This window comes from uncultured Aquimarina sp., from assembly GCF_947496855.1.
In the GTDB taxonomy this organism is placed as follows: domain Bacteria; phylum Bacteroidota; class Bacteroidia; order Flavobacteriales; family Flavobacteriaceae; genus Aquimarina.
In genome coordinates this window covers 149,513-166,291 of the sequence record NZ_CANMED010000007.1, presented here as the reverse complement: position 1 = coordinate 166,291, position 16,779 = coordinate 149,513, and the positions used below count along the sequence as shown (strand labels likewise).

Annotated in this window: 16 protein-coding genes; 14 read left to right on the top strand and 2 right to left on the bottom strand. The window is 34.3% G+C overall.

All coding sequences use genetic code 11. From position 1 onward, the window contains the following. Positions 1 to 369 precede the first annotated feature (369 nt). Positions 370 to 3,603 carry a M14 family zinc carboxypeptidase gene (locus Q0921_RS20310; RefSeq protein WP_299260147.1) on the top strand — a complete coding sequence of 1,078 codons (3,234 nt, stop codon included), beginning with the start codon at positions 370 to 372 and terminating at the stop codon, positions 3,601 to 3,603. 336 nt (positions 3,604 to 3,939) lie between these two features. Here the strand turns inward: Q0921_RS20310 and Q0921_RS20305 are convergent, their stop codons facing one another. Next, positions 3,940 to 5,700, bottom strand: a complete 1,761-nt coding sequence (locus Q0921_RS20305) for an aromatic amino acid hydroxylase (RefSeq protein ID WP_299260145.1) — start codon at positions 5,698 to 5,700, stop codon at positions 3,940 to 3,942. A 211-nt stretch (positions 5,701 to 5,911) separates the two neighbouring features. On the opposite strand from Q0921_RS20305, the gene Q0921_RS20300 reads away from it, so the two are divergent. The 4 genes from Q0921_RS20300 (at position 5,912) to Q0921_RS20285 (ending at position 8,998) form a co-directional block, all read left to right on the top strand. Next, complete coding sequence (locus Q0921_RS20300) at positions 5,912 to 7,588, top strand: T9SS type A sorting domain-containing protein (protein WP_299260143.1); 1,677 nt, start codon at positions 5,912 to 5,914, stop codon at positions 7,586 to 7,588. 108 nt (positions 7,589 to 7,696) lie between these two features. Beyond that, complete coding sequence (locus Q0921_RS20295; protein WP_299260141.1) at positions 7,697 to 8,131, top strand: hypothetical protein; 435 nt, start codon at positions 7,697 to 7,699, stop codon at positions 8,129 to 8,131. 122 nt (positions 8,132 to 8,253) lie between these two features. Further along, positions 8,254 to 8,565, top strand: coding sequence for a hypothetical protein (locus tag Q0921_RS20290; RefSeq protein ID WP_299260139.1), 312 nt, complete (start codon positions 8,254 to 8,256; stop codon positions 8,563 to 8,565). Then, on the top strand, positions 8,555 to 8,998 hold the full coding sequence (locus Q0921_RS20285; protein WP_299260137.1) for an integrase core domain-containing protein: 444 nt from the start codon (positions 8,555 to 8,557) through the stop codon (positions 8,996 to 8,998). Before Q0921_RS20290 ends, Q0921_RS20285 begins: the two co-directional genes overlap by 11 nt. A 55-nt stretch (positions 8,999 to 9,053) precedes the next feature. Here the strand turns inward: Q0921_RS20285 and Q0921_RS20280 are convergent, their stop codons facing one another. Beyond that, a complete protein-coding gene (locus Q0921_RS20280) occupies positions 9,054 to 9,482 on the bottom strand; it encodes an META domain-containing protein (protein ID WP_299260135.1) in 429 nt (142 codons plus the stop codon). Between the two features lie 141 nt (positions 9,483 to 9,623). On the opposite strand from Q0921_RS20280, the gene Q0921_RS20275 reads away from it, so the two are divergent. The 9 genes from Q0921_RS20275 to Q0921_RS20235 all read left to right on the top strand — a co-directional run bounded on the left by Q0921_RS20275 (position 9,624) and on the right by Q0921_RS20235 (position 16,763). Then, positions 9,624 to 10,193: a TetR/AcrR family transcriptional regulator gene (locus tag Q0921_RS20275; RefSeq protein WP_299260133.1), complete on the top strand. Its 570-nt coding sequence runs from the start codon at positions 9,624 to 9,626 to the stop codon at positions 10,191 to 10,193. 78 nt (positions 10,194 to 10,271) lie between these two features. After that, the gene (locus Q0921_RS20270; RefSeq protein WP_299260131.1) at positions 10,272 to 11,345 is read left to right on the top strand and encodes a 2Fe-2S iron-sulfur cluster-binding protein; all 1,074 of its coding nucleotides are present in this window, start codon (positions 10,272 to 10,274) and stop codon (positions 11,343 to 11,345) included. 70 nt (positions 11,346 to 11,415) lie between these two features. After that, a complete protein-coding gene (gene paaA / locus Q0921_RS20265; RefSeq protein ID WP_299260129.1) occupies positions 11,416 to 12,372 on the top strand; it encodes a 1,2-phenylacetyl-CoA epoxidase subunit PaaA in 957 nt (318 codons plus the stop codon). 57 nt (positions 12,373 to 12,429) lie between these two features. Then, entirely contained in the window at positions 12,430 to 12,714 is a 285-nt protein-coding gene (gene paaB, locus Q0921_RS20260) for a 1,2-phenylacetyl-CoA epoxidase subunit PaaB (protein ID WP_118460450.1), read from the top strand. A 70-nt stretch (positions 12,715 to 12,784) separates the two neighbouring features. Beyond that, positions 12,785 to 13,540 carry a 1,2-phenylacetyl-CoA epoxidase subunit PaaC gene (gene paaC, locus Q0921_RS20255; protein ID WP_299260126.1) on the top strand — a complete coding sequence of 252 codons (756 nt, stop codon included), beginning with the start codon at positions 12,785 to 12,787 and terminating at the stop codon, positions 13,538 to 13,540. A 68-nt stretch (positions 13,541 to 13,608) separates the two neighbouring features. Continuing rightward, entirely contained in the window at positions 13,609 to 14,112 is a 504-nt protein-coding gene (paaD, locus tag Q0921_RS20250) for a 1,2-phenylacetyl-CoA epoxidase subunit PaaD (protein WP_299260124.1), read from the top strand. Between the two features lie 25 nt (positions 14,113 to 14,137). Next, a complete protein-coding gene (locus Q0921_RS20245) occupies positions 14,138 to 14,923 on the top strand; it encodes an enoyl-CoA hydratase-related protein (protein ID WP_299260595.1) in 786 nt (261 codons plus the stop codon). A 205-nt stretch (positions 14,924 to 15,128) separates the two neighbouring features. Further along, the gene (locus Q0921_RS20240) at positions 15,129 to 16,346 is read left to right on the top strand and encodes a 3-hydroxyacyl-CoA dehydrogenase NAD-binding domain-containing protein (protein ID WP_299260122.1); all 1,218 of its coding nucleotides are present in this window, start codon (positions 15,129 to 15,131) and stop codon (positions 16,344 to 16,346) included. 9 nt (positions 16,347 to 16,355) lie between these two features. After that, a complete protein-coding gene (locus tag Q0921_RS20235) occupies positions 16,356 to 16,763 on the top strand; it encodes a hotdog fold thioesterase (RefSeq protein ID WP_299260120.1) in 408 nt (135 codons plus the stop codon). Positions 16,764 to 16,779: the final 16 nt, after the last annotated feature.

Below are 16,779 nucleotides of genomic sequence, written 5' to 3'. Positions count from 1 at the left end.
AGATGTTCAATGAATGTTAACCTATTGATTTTTAATAGTACTAATAGTTAGGGTAGATGTATAAGTACAAAAGCTTTATTGTGAGGTTTTTTTACGTGAGATCGGGTAATAGCTATAGTAGTTGTTCCCGATCTTTATCTAATTAATTTTTCTTGTTTTTTTTCATAATGATAGCTTCTTAGTGTGTATAGGATAAAATAGTTTTACTAGTTAATCTATTGATAAACTGGGGTGTATGTTGATGAAAAGATCTGTTGCTCTAAGCCGATTTTATTCTTTTTTAACTTATCTTTAGGATTAATAAAACCAATTTAACTGTATTGACCACTGCTTAACTGGGCAGGTCACACACAAACACTCTTAAAAACCATGAAGAAAAAACTAACACTTGCCTTATGGGTATGCATGATCCTATGTACTTTACTATCTGCGCAACAAACTCAAAAAGAACGAGCTATTGAATATCTAAACTTAAAAGGAGAAGTTATATTTGATATCGTGATAAACAACCCTTCTCAACTACAGCCTCTTACTCAAGGGTTGTCTATTGTTCATTATGATGAAGTGACAGGAATTGTAAAATTAATGGCTAATCAAATACAATTTGATCAATTTCTGCAAAAAAATATTCCTTTTACTACAACAGAAGATGATAATATCATAGGATACAGAACGATGACATCTGATTTGTCTGTAAAAGCAGCTACATTTCCATTAACCGCATACCCTACATATGCCGACTATGTGAGTATGATGAATGATTTTGCTACTAATAACCCTACGCTATGTCAAGTAGAAAATATAGGGGCTACTATAGAAGGAGATAAAGCCTTACTTTTTGTAAAGCTGTCTGATAATGTTGTTTCAAACGAGCAGGAACCACGTATAATGTACACTTCTTCTATGCACGGAGATGAGATCGCTGGGTATCCTATGATGCTCAATCTTATTGATTTTTTACTTACTACCTATAATGATACGTCGCATCCAAGACATGCGGAGATCAAACAACTGTTGGATAATAATGAGGTGTGGATTAATCCATTAGCGAATCCAGATGGAACCTATAGGAATAGTGCCGGTAATACATCAGTAGCCAATGCTACCAGAGGAAATGCTAATAATGTAGATCTTAATCGAAACTATCCAGATCCAGATGATGGGGCTAATCCAGATGGAAATAGCTACCAGACAGAAACGCAGCATTTTATGAATTTCGCGGCTTCAAAGCATTTTGTGTTATCTGCTAATTTTCACGGCGGAATAGAGTTGATTAATTATCCTTGGGATACTTATGCTGGAGCACATCCTGATGAAGATTATTTTGTTCATATATCAGAAGAATATAGAGATTTTTGTCAGCAAAATAGTCCCAATGGATATTTTGATGCATTGAATAACGGAATTACCAATGGGTATGATTGGTATGAAGTACAAGGAGGGCGACAAGATTATCAGATATATTATCATAAGGGAAGAGAAGTAACCGTAGAACTTTCTAATGCCAAAACACCAGCAGCAAATCAGTTGGTGAACTTCTGGAACTACAATCAGGAAGCATTGATCGGTTTTCTAAAACAAATAAATTATGGAATACGCGGTGTTGTTACGGATGCAGTGACTAATCAAGCGATTGATGCTAAGGTCACTGTTGTCGGAAAAGAAAATTATGAAACCTGGACACCGACGGAATTACCAGAAGGAGATTATTATCGCCCCATCAAATCAGGAACTTATACTTTAGTTTATGAAGCAGAATGTTATGAATCAAAAACGATAACAGGAGTTGTTATTACAGATGGTCAATCAATTACGCAGGATGTACAATTAACTCCAATAGGAGCGGTTGCACCTGCAGGATTGATTGCATCTTTGGTAGAGTCAACTAGCGCTAATCTAAGTTGGTCTGATAGTGCTGGAGCTACTTTTGATGTTCGATATAGAGAGACGGGAACTATAAATTGGACAGTAGTTTCTGTTAGTACTAATACTACGAATCTAACGAATCTAGCAATAGAAACGACTTATGAAGCTCAAGTACGTAGCATATGTGCGGGAGCGACCCCATCGCCTTACAGTAGTTCAATATCCTTTACTACAACAGGAATATCTGCTTGTACAGGAATTGCTACATTTCCATATATAGAAGGTTTTGAATCTAGTGTAGGTTTATGGACGAATGCTACTGGTGATGATATTAATTGGACACGAGATAGCAATGGAACGCCATCTAACGGAACAGGACCAGGGTTAGCTCAAGAAGGTTCATTTTATATGTTTACCGAAGCTTCTGGTAATGGAAATGGATATCCGGGAAAAATAGCTCTGCTAGATAGTCCTTGTATTGATCTCGAAGCATTAACTGGTGTAACTTTAGAATTTGGATATCATATGAATGGAACTAATATGGGCTCTTTAGAAGTATTAGCAAGTGTTGATGATGGATCCAGTTATATTTCACTTTGGAGTAGAAACGGAAGTCAAGGAGATCAATGGAATCAAGCTTCCATAGACCTTTCTGCGTACGCAGGATCTGTAATTAAGCTTCAATTTAAGGGTGTTACAGGAAATGGATTTCGAAGTGATATGGCTATTGATGATCTTAAGATTATTTCTGCAACTTCAGATACTCAAGCTCCATCTGCACCAACTAATTTAATAGCGTCTAATATAACAGGAAATACTGTTGATTTATCTTGGACTGCATCTACGGATAATATTGGGGTGTCTGAATATGAAATCTATCAGGGAGGTACTTTGGTAGCTACTTCTATTATTTCGAATGCTACGGTTAGTGGATTGAATCCTGATTCAGAATACATATTAGTTGTAGTAGCTAAAGATGCCGCAGGAAATAGTTCTTCAGCAAGTGATTCTGTGACTTTTACCACAACAGGAGTTGTAATAACCTATTGTAGCAGTCAAGGAAATAATGTGAATGATGAATATATTGATTATGTGGGTATTGGAGGAATCGATAATACTTCTGCGGCTACTAACGGATATGAAGATTATACAAACTTAACTGGTGCTGTGTCTTTTGGGCAAAATACAATTGTATTAAGCCTTAATTATACAGGAACGATATATACAGAATATTGGAATGTATGGATTGATTATAATCAAGATGGAACTTTTGATAGTTCAGAGTTAGTAGTTTCTGAGTCTACGCGCAGCGATGCAAATCAATCTTATGATTTTACAGTATCATCTAGCGCACTAACCGGAACCACAAGAATGCGAGTAAGTTTAAAGTATAATGCTGCGGCAACTTCCTGTGAGATATTTACGTATGGAGAAGTAGAAGATTATACCGTAAATATTGGAGGAACAACTGCTTCCAGAAGGAATACTATAGGTAGTTTAAATACCAAAGAAGCGTTTCAAATATATCCTAACCCCGTAACAGAAGGGATCTTATTTGTTAGTGGTCTTCCAGATGAAGAAACTAATATTATCATCTATAATTATGCAGGTAAAAAGATAATAAGTAAAAAAATGACAGATGGAAATATTGATGTGAGCAATTTGTCTAATGGGTTGTATCTTTTACAAATAGGAAATGACGCTAACAAAAAGATCAAAAGATTTATCATACAATAAAATTTTCAGCATATAATTGTATACAGCAAAATTGGAAATAATTTTTTTAAAAGGCTGAGTTCTATAGTTATTTACTATAAGGTTCAGCCTTGTTTTTTTTACTCCCCAGTTAGAGTAAGCATAATTGCAATAATCTTTATAAGTCCTTGGTGTATTTGTATGCGCCTTTACACCTACTGTAAATGATTGGTTTTAATATCGAATCAATCTCGCGAGTGTGCAACAATTTACTGTAATTATACTTAAAAAAAGAAAGATTTTTTGGTTTCTAAAGAGTTATAGTTAAACTCGAAAACCTCAGTTTGGCAAAAAATAATAACTAGCCTTATTTCATCTTTAGCCTATCAAAGTTTCTTGTGTGATAATTTCAATGCCACTATTAATTAGATGCTTTATCTTAGGTTTTTTAGTTTTAACGTCTTCTAGATGTTTAAGAATATGGTGAGCAAAATTAGAGTCTCTATCATATACCAGTTCATAAATTTCAATCGATAATAGCCAATCTTCGGGATGATCTTTTTTTATGATAGCAAAAACAGCTTCCAGAGAAAATTTTGTATTATCTCCATTTCTTACGTTTTTAACTGCTTGATATAAAGCGTGCAATTCTTCTTCTTGCTTAGTGTAACTTCTCTTGATAGTGTTCATGTCTGGGTTATGTGTAACCATATCGAAGGAGTAATCATCTGCTGGCCCTGAGAAAGCTGATACAATTTCTTTTCCTACTGCAAAATCGAATGTACCCCATTCAGGTTTAAATAAGTATTCATCTTTATACTTAATAGTGCATTCCTTAAATTGGATAAGAATAAGCTCTCCTTTGATGTTTCTAATTCCTGTGATATTTATTCCCGCAACTGTGATTCCGCTTTCGAACTCGAATTCTATATATTCGCCATCATAAAAATTATATGCTTTCAGATCTCTTGGAGACATATTTTCTATTGCCAGATTGATTCCTTTTAATTTACCAAGAGGAGATCTGAATCCGTTAGGGTGTGCATCAATTCCCTGACCAATCAATTCTTTTTCTCGATGAGAAAGCGCGGTAGGACCTTCTGTCTCAAAATAGATAACCTCATTATCTTCATTCTTGATCATTCTAGTGAAAACTCCAGAGATTTGTAAACCAGTACTAAGCTCTATGGTTCCCAGACTTTGAGATTCAATAAGTTTAGCAAGTCCGCGATGTCCTCCTTTTCGTAATGCCATAGTATCAGCAAATTCTTCCAGAACCTGACATAAGTATGCAAAATCAGGAGTTACAAATAATTGTGGTTGAGGTTTTGTGATATCAAAATCCTGAAAAGCAGCATCTGGAGTATAAGGAAGTTTTTTTACATTATCTGTCATGCACCATTCACTTTCTCCAATAGACGAAAGTAGTCCTGCACCGTAAATTTTCGGATCATCTAAACTTCCGATAAGACCATACTCTACAGTCCACCAATGTAGATTACGAATCAAAGCCATTTCTGAAGGTTCTGACTTTTTATTTTGCAACTCGGTGACTCGATTTTCTGCACCTTGAATTTCAGCAAGGTTAGCATTCGGTGATTCTTTTAATATGGAAAGCGTACGAACAGCATCATATATATCATAATCTCTCTTAGATGAAATTGCTTTGCATCCAATTTTTCCAAAACGGCGTAAATATTCCGCATAATCTGGATTAGCAATTATCGGAGCGTGCCCAGCAGCTTCATGAATAATATCGGGAGCGGGTGTATATTCTATATTTTCTAACTGCCTAATATCGGATGCAATTACTAGAATGTTATAGGCTTGAAACTCCATGAAAGCATTTGGAGGAATAAATCCATCTACAGCAACTGCCGCCCAGCCAATTTCTTTCAGAATTCGATTCATTCCATACATACTAGGGATTTCATCTATAGAAATACCCGTCTTTTCCAACCCCTTTAAATAAGAATTATGCGCAACTTTGCTTAAAGAAGCAATGTTTTTACGCATCACATATCTCCATACAGCTTGATCAGTAGGAGTATACTCATCGTAGTTTTGAGGTTTGATAAATTGTTTAAGATGAGGGGGTAATCTGTCAAGTAATGGGTTGAATTCTATTTGTGATGACATCTATAAATCAGATTTTAAGCAGAGTTTTTGTTGTGGAAAAGTACTGGTTTTACCGCTAATATTAGAATTAATTAACTAATTTTGTTTAGACGGAGTAGGGTTTTAACAACCTATGCTGTTATTATTATAAGAGGATTATGTGATTTTTTACCGTTTCTGAAAATATATAATTAGAAAAAGATAGACTAACTTAATACATCACACAAATATTATGAAAAAAATTATTTTATGTAGCGTAGCATTACTTTTTTGTATAATTGCTAGTGCACAAGTTACAAATGAAGGAAAGCCTAAAAGTTGGGATACTGAGTTCTTAAGTATTGAAAAAAAATCTCTAGTGGCTATCGAAATGCCTGATTTTGACTTAATGAAAATTCAAAAAGAAGATGTTATAAATGATCAGGATAAGTCAAAAGTATATCGTTTTGGTTATGAATTTGATGTGAATTATGATATAAATAATTCAGGTAAGTGGAGTCAATTATCAAACGGCGATTGGATCTGGAGAATTCGATTTAAGTCTAAGAAAGCTCGTACGATGAACTTTGTCTTTGAGAAATTTAGATTGCCTGAAGGTGCATCTTTATATTTATATAATATTGATAAATCTGATCTTTTAGGAGCATATACAAGCACTTTTAATAGAGATGATGAAATGTTAGGAACTTGGATGGTAGAGGGTGAAGATATAACTGTTGAATATTTTGTGCCTGCATCCTCAAAGGGAAAAGAAAAATTGCAAATATCTAAAATTGTCCATGGATATCGTTCAGTTACTGATTTTAATGTTCAACAAAAAGCTTTGAACGATTCTGGCGATTGTAATCAGGATGTAGATTGTTCAGTAGGAGCTGATTTTGATGATATGAAAGATAACTTGAAAAGAGCTGTAGGATTAATGGTTGTTGGTAGTTCAGGCTTTTGTACAGGTACTTTGATAAATAACACAAGCAATGACGGAGCTCCTTATTTTTTAACGGCGAATCACTGTTATCAAGATGAAAATGGTAATACCTCAAACACTGGGATTTGGGCTTTTCGATTTAATTGGGTAAGTCCTAATCCATCTTGTGCGACTACAACGGCTAGTACAAACGGGACTTTTGATCAAACAACCAGTGGTTCTACGGTTTTGGCAAATAATACTGAGTCGGATGTATTATTAGTTAATATAGATTCAAGTCTTCCTAATAGTTGGGACTTGTATTGGGCTGGATGGGATAGAACAGGAACAGCGCCAAGTTTTGCAGTAGGAATTCATCATCCTTCAGGAGATATTATGAAGGTTTGTAGGGAAAATCAGTCCCCAACTGAAAGAATTATTAGTTTTAATGGTAATGCTACTACTGAAATGTGGAATGTTGCTGATTGGGATCTTGGTGTAACGGAACGAGGATCATCAGGATCAGCACTGTTTGACCCTAATGGTAGAATTATAGGACAGTTGGCTGGTGGAGCTGCTGCTTGTACATTTACTAATGATAATAATCAATTTGATGTATATGGTAGATTTGATGTCTCTTGGGATTTTGGAACTACTAATGCAACAAGACTTTCTAATTGGTTAGACCCGATTAACACTGGAGCAACGACTTTAAACTCTTTGGCAGAAGAAATTACATTGAGTGTAGATGAGAATGAGTTAAATAAAAATATAATACTTTACCCTAACCCTTCTAATGGGGTATTCAGTGTTTCGAATAATTCAGAAAGTAGATTAACCTATAGTCTGTTCAATATAACGGGTCAACAGATAGATAATGGTGAGATGATTGATAGAAATGTTTTATTGGATATGTCTGGAAATGTAAGTGGGGTCTATTTTATTTCTATTACAGATACATCAACTAATGTGAAAATTACAAAGAAGCTAGTGATCAATAAATAAAGATCACTTCGCTAATAATAAAAAAGGTTTTGTGAATACTTTCGCAAAACCTTTTTTATTATGTGTCTGTCCCGTCCTGAAATATCGATACACTAAAATCTTAGTGAAATGCAAAAATCAGTAACGACAGGTTCTGTCAAGCGGACACAAAGAGACTACTCGCTCTCTTTTAAACTTCAATTAGTCGAAGAAGTTGAGTTAGGTTTGTTATCAAAATCTCAAGCAAAGTTAAGATATGGTATTCAAGGCGATTCTACAGTCACAAAATGGTTACAAAAATATGGTACCTTTGATTGGGAAAACCAAGCTCCTAAAACAATGTCAAAAACTCCTGAAAAAAAAATTTTAGAACTTGAGGCAAAAGTTAAACTTTTAGAAAAGCAGAAAGCTAGAGCAGAACACCTAGCGGAGCGTGCAGATAAGAAAGTAATTATCTTTGATATGCTTGTTGATATGGCAGAGAAGGAATATGACATTCAGATAAGAAAAAATTACAAACCCGAGTTATCGATTACTTCAAAGAACAACACAAAGAAACCTTAGTTTCTACCTGTGATTTACTCGGGGTAAATAGACAGGTTTATTACAGATCTATTAAATCAAATTAGCATAAACAATTAATCGCTCAGCAAGTTATTGACCTAGTACGCTCTATTAGAAACCTGATGCCTAAATTAGGCACTAGAAAACTATATCATCTACTTGAGCAAAAACTAATAGTTTTAAAAGTTGGTAGAGATAAACTTTTTAGAATACTCAAAGCTAATCATATGCTCATAAAACCCAAAAGAAGCTATCATATTACCACAGACTCACATCATAGGTTTAGAAAACATAAAAATATAGTCAGTGATCTAGAGATTGTTAGACCCGAACAAGTATGGGTAAGTGATATTACTTACATAGGAAATAGAGCAAATCCATCCTATTTAGCTTTAATTACTGATGCTTATTCCAAAAAAAATAATGGGATATAATGTATCTAATAGTTTAAATATGGAAGGTTCTTTGCAAGCTCTAAGTATGGCATTAAAAAACAGAAAACACCAAGCAAAGTCTTTAATACATCACTCCGATAGGGGCTTGCAATATTGTTCTAACGAGTATCAAGTTTTACTGAAACTAAATAATATAAAAGCCAGTATGACTGAAAAGTATGACCCATATGAAAACGCCATCGCAGAACGCATCAATGGAATATTAAAACAGGAATTTGATATTGCAAAACATAATAGTAATCTTGAAATGAAACAAAAAATGGTGAAAAATGCAGTCGAAATTTATAACCAAATTAGACCTCATTTATCAAATGCTATGCTAACTCCTATCAAAATGCATAATCAATCTGTACTAAAAAGAAAACAGTACAATACAAAAAAGCTTAAGAATGCTAGCATCCTTAAGCTTTAAATTATAAATTTAATCCTTTAATAATCTGTATCGATTATTTAGGACTAGACAGTCCTTATTCTGATTTTTTTGCTACAATAATTTCATTTTCATTTTCATTTTTGAAAGCCAAAGTAGATTCTTTTAAGTTTTTGATTTTTAATTCAGATAAGGCTTTAAAAAAATCCTTTTCTATTTCTGCAGTTTTTTCGCAATATCTTTTTGAAGCCATAGGGAAACCAGCAGAAAAAGTTTTTCCTTCTGAACTGTAGCTGCAAGAATAAGTATTACATCCAGAAAACCCTGATATTGTTTTACTTTCGGAACTAATAACTAAAGTCAGCTTATGTTCAGAAACATCTTTCCCGTAAAGCGAAGTAACTAAATATGTACCTTCCGGTTCTGATTGATTTTTGGCTTCAGTGTTTTTAGAAGTAGCTGTATTTGTGCTATTGCAATTACTAAATAAAGTAAGGGAAATTAAAAGTAAACCTAAGTATTTCATAATGATTTGGATTTTGTGTGAAACATCAAAGCGATGTATATTATACATAATATAACAAATTTATTATATTTTAGTCTTTAATCTTAGTTGTAATAGATTAATTAGAAATTTTTTTTATCAAAAGCATAACCCCATTTACCTATGAAACAAGAGAGTAGAAAGCAAGAAATAGTAAATGCTGCGGCGATTCTTTTTAAGGAAAAAGGGTATAGCGCAGTTACGATGAGAGATTTGGCCACGGCAATGGGAATAAAAGCGGCAAGCTTATATAATCATATTCAATCTAAACAAGAGATTTTATCAACGATAATTATAGAGCTCGCGGAAGAATTTACGCAGGGAATGAACCTAATAGTAAATTCGCATAGAAGTTCAATTCAAAAATTAGAGAATATAATAGGTTTGCATATAGATGTTACTTTGCGAAATGCAGATGGTTTAGCTTCACTTAATAATGATTGGATGCATTTAGAAGAAGATAATCTTTTGTATTTTGAGAAAATGCGTCAGGATTATGAAGATAATTTTAGACAGATCGTTAAAAAGGGAGTAGAAATGAATGAGATCAAATCCAATAATGTAGAGATTATAGTGTTTTCTACTTTATCTACCCTCAGAACACTTTATTTATGGTATCCGAAACAAAAAAACATTGATGCGAACATCCTTAAAAAGGATATGATCTCTGTGCTGCTACAAGGAGTGGTTTAAAATTAACAATTAATTAATTGCGTATCAAACTAACAATCGTTAGTTTTGTTGAACTATAACGATATAGTATAACATTCCATGAGTGATTTTCATACCATAAAAATAGCTGAAATACTTAAAGAAACTAAGGATTGTACTTCAATAACCTTTGATGTGCCCCAAAGTTTAAAAGAAAAGTTTTCATATAAACAAGGTCAGTATTTAACATTAAAAACAATATTAGAGGGAGAAGAAGTAAGACGAAACTACTCCCTGTGTTCTAGCCCGATCGATGACCAATGGAAAGTGGCTGTAAAAAGAATAGATGGAGGATTGTTCTCTAATTATGCTTGTAATGTATTAAAAGCGGGAGATGAACTAGAAGTTTTGTCACCTAAAGGTAGTTTTTTTACTGAAGTAGATGCGACTAAGCCTAAGAATTATATTGTCTTTGCAGCGGGAAGCGGGATTACTCCAATTCTTTCAATAATCAAAACACATCTGGCATTAGAGCCTAATAGCACATTCAAGCTGTTTTACTTGAATCGCACCGTTAAATCTATTATCTTTAAAGAAGAGATTGAGGCCTTAAGAAATACATATTTTGGAAGATTCGAAATATTTTATTTTTTAACTAAAGAGCATCGTGATATTCCGTTACTTAATGGAAGGTTTACTTCGGAAAAGTTAAAAGAGCTTACCGATAAAATTATTGATGCTTCTGATATTGACGAATGTTTTATCTGTGGCCCAGAAGAAATGATATTTTTAATAAGAGATGAGTTAGTTGAAGCTGGATTGTCAAAGGATAAAATTCATTATGAGCTGTTCTTCTCTGGAGTTACTGAAGAAGATAAGAAAAGAGCCGCCACAGCTGTAGAGCATAAGTTTGATGGAACTGAAGTTACTATCATTGATGGTGGTAAAGAATTTCATTTCGGGATGGATGATGAATATGACAATATCTTAGATGGCGCATTGGCTGCGGGAGCCGATCTTCCTTTTGCCTGTAAAGGCGGTGTTTGTAGTACCTGTAAATGTAGATTGGTAGAAGGAGAAGTAGAGATGAAAATAAATTATGCGCTGGAAGAAGATGAAGTGGCGAAAGGATTAATATTGTCTTGTCAGGCAGTACCAACTACAGAAAAAGTAGTTGTTGATTTCGATGTCTAGTTTAACGTAATAAAACCCTTGATGACTGAATGCTTTTTAAGATAGTTAGGAAATGTAAGGTATAGTTGTTATGAGTGAAAAAGAAATAAAAAACCTTGAAGAAATCTTTGAGCAGAGAATCGCCAGAGACGAAAAAATCGAACCAAAAGATTGGATGCCTGAGAAGTATCGAAAGACCCACATCAGGCAGATATCGCAGCATGCACATTCTGAAATAGTAGGTATGCTACCAGAAGGGAACTGGATATCCAGAGCGCCTTCATTAAGACGTAAAGTGGCTTTATTAGCTAAGGTTCAGGATGAAGCTGGACACGGATTGTATCTATACAGCGCATGTGAGACTTTAGGTATTTCTAGAGAAGAACTTTATGAACAATTACATACAGGGAAAGCGAAATATTCTAGTATTTTTAATTATCCAACATTAACGTGGGCTGATATAGGAGCAATTGGTTGGTTAGTAGATGGTGCAGCGATCATTAACCAGGTTCCTCTTTGTAGTACCTCATATGGACCATACGCAAGGGCAATGATTCGCGTATGCAAAGAAGAAAGCTTTCATCAACGTCAGGGATATGAAATTATGATGACATTGGCAAAGGGTACACCTGAACAAAAAGAAATGGCGCAAGATGCATTAAACCGTTGGTGGTGGCCATCTTTAATGATGTTAGGTCCTACAGATGCAGAGTCAGTGCATACCGAACAATCAATGAAATGGAAACTCAAGCGTAAGACTAATGATGAACTTCGCCAACAGTTTATAGACCAAACGGTTCCACAAGCCGATCTTATTGGGTTAACTGTTCCAGATTCTAAGTTAAAATGGAATGAGGAAACAAAACATTATGATTTTGGCGAAATTGATTGGGATGAATTCTGGCAGGTGGTTAAAGGTCACGGTCCTTGTAATGAAGAAAGATTATCTGCAAGAGTAGATGCCTGGAACGAAGGTGAATGGGTTCGTGATGCTGCAATGGCATACGCAGATAAACAACAGAAGAATAAAATAAAGAAAGCAATTTAAAAAAAAGTTCCTCAGTTCCTCTTTCTGGAAAGAGTTAATTATGGGGGTATATTAGATATGAAAAAAAACTGGCCACTTTGGGAAGTCTTCGTTAGAAGTAAAAATGGACTAGAACATCGCCACTTCGGAAGCATACGTGCTGCTGATGCGGAAATGGCTTTAGAGAATGCAAGAGACGTTTATACTCGCAGAAGCGAAGGAGTTAGTATATGGGTGGTAGAGTCAAAAAATGTCACTGCTTCTAATCCAGAAAACAATGGAGAATTATTTGAACCTGCTCAAGATAAAGTATATAGACATCCTACTTTTTATACCTTACCTGATGAGGTAAAACACATGTGATTAGTGATAGCATATTCATCCTGAACGGAGTAGAAGGTAGCTAAATGCTTAAAAAAGTAAACTTTCAAAAATGAAAAAAGAAAATTTAATACAATATATATACGGGATTGCTGATAATGCTTTGATATTAGGACAGCGTCTCTCTGAGTTATGTGGTCATGGTCCAAGTTTAGAAACTGATATTGCTTGTACTAATATGGCGTTAGATCTACTAGGACAAACACGTAGTTATTATCAGTATGCTGCTCAATTAACTGGAGAAAATATTACTGAAGATGATATAGCTTTTCTACGAACTGAAAGACAGTATAAAAATGTTCTTTTAGTGGAACAACCAAACAATCATTTTGGATATGTGATTACACGCCAGTTTTTTTACGATGTATTCCATTTGTTATTATTACAGGAACTACAAAATAGTAAAGACATAACGCTTTCAGCAATAGCAAAGAAAGCAATCAAAGAGGTAAGCTATCATCAGCGCTTTTCTTCTGATTGGATAAAAAGATTAGGTGGAGGTACAGAAGTGAGTCGCCAGAAAGTTCAGGAAGCAGTAAATGATCTTTGGAAATTTACAGACGAGTTATTTCAGCTAACAGAAGAGGATAAAAGTATTATTGAGTCAGGAGCTGGAGCGGACGTTAGTCTCTTAAAGGAAAAGTATTACCAAATAGTTATAGAAGTTTTAGAAGAAGCTACTTTAATAGTTCCCGAACTTAAGTGGTTTAGAAAAGGAGGAAAAGAAGGAGTGCATAGTGAACATATGGGATACCTGCTCTCGGATTTACAATACATGCAACGTACCTACCCTAATATGAAGTGGTAATAAAAACTTAAATAATTCTACCCGAAGCATTTTGAAGGGTTATTTCGAAATCAATTTTTTAAAACAAAATGACAATAGAAATTGAACAACATATTGACCCAAAATTAGTCTCGATTCTTGAGAAAGTTAGTGATCCGGAAATCCCAGTGTTATCCATTATGGATATGGGAGTTGTACGATCTGCTCAAATGGTTAATGATATTGTCAAGATTACAATAACACCAACATATAGTGGATGTCCTGCAATGGATGTGATTGGTGATGATATTGTCAATGCTTTTAAACAAGAAAATATTAATGCCAAAGTATTCTTAGTACTAGCACCAGCTTGGACTACAGATTGGATTACCCCTAGAGGTAGAAAAGCTCTTGAAGAATATGGAATAGCGGCACCTTTAGAAGAAGATGCGGATAAAGAAGCGTTACTAGGAAATAAAAAAATAGTAAAATGTCCGCAATGTGGGTCTACGAATACCAAAATGATAAGTCAATTTGGTTCTACAGCATGTAAAGCCTTATTCCAATGTGATGATTGTCTAGAACCGTTTGATTATTTTAAATGTTTAAAATAAAAATTTCAATTTTTTAATTAAAGATATACTTGTGAACTCAATAGAATTAGAAATACAAAACGGAATTGCCAAAGTCACATTAAACAGGCCTGAATCTTTTAATAGTTTCAATCGAGAGATGGCATTAAGGTTGCAAGATACATTAGACTTATGTGAAACTAATGATGAAGTTAGGGCAATAGTTCTTACAGGTAGCGGTAAAGCATTTTGTGCAGGCCAGGATCTAAAAGAAGTTACTTCCCCTGAATTGAATCCTGGTTTCAGAAAAATATTGGAAGAACATTACAATCCAATTGTAAAAAAAATACGAAGTATTGAAAAACCGATTATAGCAGCAGTTAATGGAGTTGCTGCTGGTGCAGGAGCCAATTTGGCCTTAGCTTGCGATATAGTGGCAGCATCAGAAGCAGCATCATTTATTCAGGCATTTAGTAAAATTGGATTGATTCCTGATAGTGCAGGGACTTTTTTTCTACCAAGATTGATTGGTTTTCAAAAAGCATCCGCATTGATGATGTTAGGAGACAAGATAAATGCAAAACAAGCAGAAGAATTAGGAATGTTATATAAAGTATTTCCCATCGATACGTTCGAAGAAGAAGTGCTGAAACTTGCTTCTAGAGTTGCTCAAATGCCAACTAAAGCATTAGGGTTGACTAAAAGATTGCTAAACCAATCCATGGTGAATAACCTAGATCAACAATTGGTAATAGAATCTGATTTGCAAATAGAAGCAGCAGAAAGCGAAGATTATGCAGAAGGTGTTAAAGCTTTTATAGAAAAAAGAAAACCAGTTTTTAAAGGAAAATAGAAAAAGTCTAGGATATTGAATAGAAGAATATCCAATGATGAAGTAGAGCTTGATTGTGAATGAAAAATAATAATGAACTTATTGAGATTTTTGTTTCTAGCATTCGAACTTCGCAAAGTAAAAATAAATAAATAAATGTTTTTTAGCTAGTCGAAATCAACAACTTCGATATTCTGTATTAGACATTCAATACTCAAAATTAGTTATGATCGTAGGCGTAATAGGGTCCGGGACAATGGGAAGCGGTATTGCACAAGTAGCAGCTACTGCTGGTTGTAAAGTAAAAGTTTTTGATACAAAGGAAGAAGCTCTTGACAAGAGTAAAAAATCTCTGGAAAAAATTCTTTCTCGTTTGATTGAAAAAGGAAGAATAGATGAGATAGAAAAAAATCGAATTCAAACCAATATCTCTTATGTAAGTACACTGCAAGAACTAGGAGATACCAATCTTACTATTGAGGCGATCATTGAAAATTTAGAAATTAAGAAGAAAGTATTTTCAGAATTAGAAAACTATGTTTCTGAAGATACTATTATAGCTTCCAATACATCCTCATTATCTATTGCTTCAATCGCATCTTCTTTAAAAAAACCGGAACGTTGTATCGGAATTCACTTCTTTAATCCAGCTCCATTAATGAAGTTGGTAGAAGTTATACCAGCCATACAAACATCTGATTTAGTAAAAAATAAAACTGTTGATATCATAAAAGATTGGGGAAAAATAGTGGCAATTGCTAAAGATACGCCTGGGTTTATCGTAAATCGTGTAGCCAGACCTTTTTATGGAGAGTCACTTCGTATATATGAAGAAGGACTAGCTGACTTAGCAACAATCGATGCTAGTCTAAAGGAATTGGGAGGGTTTAAAATGGGGCCTTTTGAGCTGATGGATTTCATAGGTAATGATGTGAATTATACAGTAACCGAAACAGTTTTTGAAGCCTTCTATTACGATCCTAGATACAAACCATCATTTACACAAAAAAGGTTGTCAGAAGCAGGGTATCTGGGAAGAAAATCAGGGAAAGGATATTACAAGTACAATGAACAAGGTAAAATAATTTCTCAGAATATAGATAGCTCCGTCATTGCAAATGGAGCTGAGAAGTTATCTAAAGAAGAACTCTCTCAATATATCTATAATCGTGTATTAGTTATGTTAATTAATGAAGCGGCCGATGCTTTATTCTGGAATATAGCTTCTGCAGAGGATATTGATAATGCAATGACCAAAGGTGTTAACTACCCTGAGGGTTTACTGTCTTGGGCAGATAAAAAAGGAATCGATTGGTGCGTTAATAAATTAGATAAGCTTTACAATGAATATAGAGAAGACCGGTATCGCTGTAGTCCGTTATTAAGAACAATGGAAAGAGAAAATCGTAATTTCTTTAATTCGATATCAGTTATTGATAATTAATTTAAGTATATGATTGAATCGAAAAACATACCTGTAAAAATGCTTAGTCAAGACGCTTTTAGTCAGTGGTTAGGTATTGAGGTTTTAGAGGTAGAAAAAGGAAGATGTAAAGTAGGGATGACAATCCGAAAAGAAATGCTGAATAGTATGGGTAAAGCTCACGGCGGAATATCATACAGTCTGGCAGATACAGCATTTGGTTTTTCAGCAAATACTCATGGTAAGTATGCCGTTTCTATAGAAACTTCGATTAATCATATCGAAGCATTAGAAGAAGGAGATTATTTAACAGCAGAAGCAGTGACTGATATAGTAAAAACTAAAATTGGTTTTAATATTGTAGAAGTAAAACGTGGAGGACAAATGGTGGCGCTTTTTAAAGGAGTCGTATATAGAACCAATAAAGATTGGGAATAGAAATTTAGTAATAAAA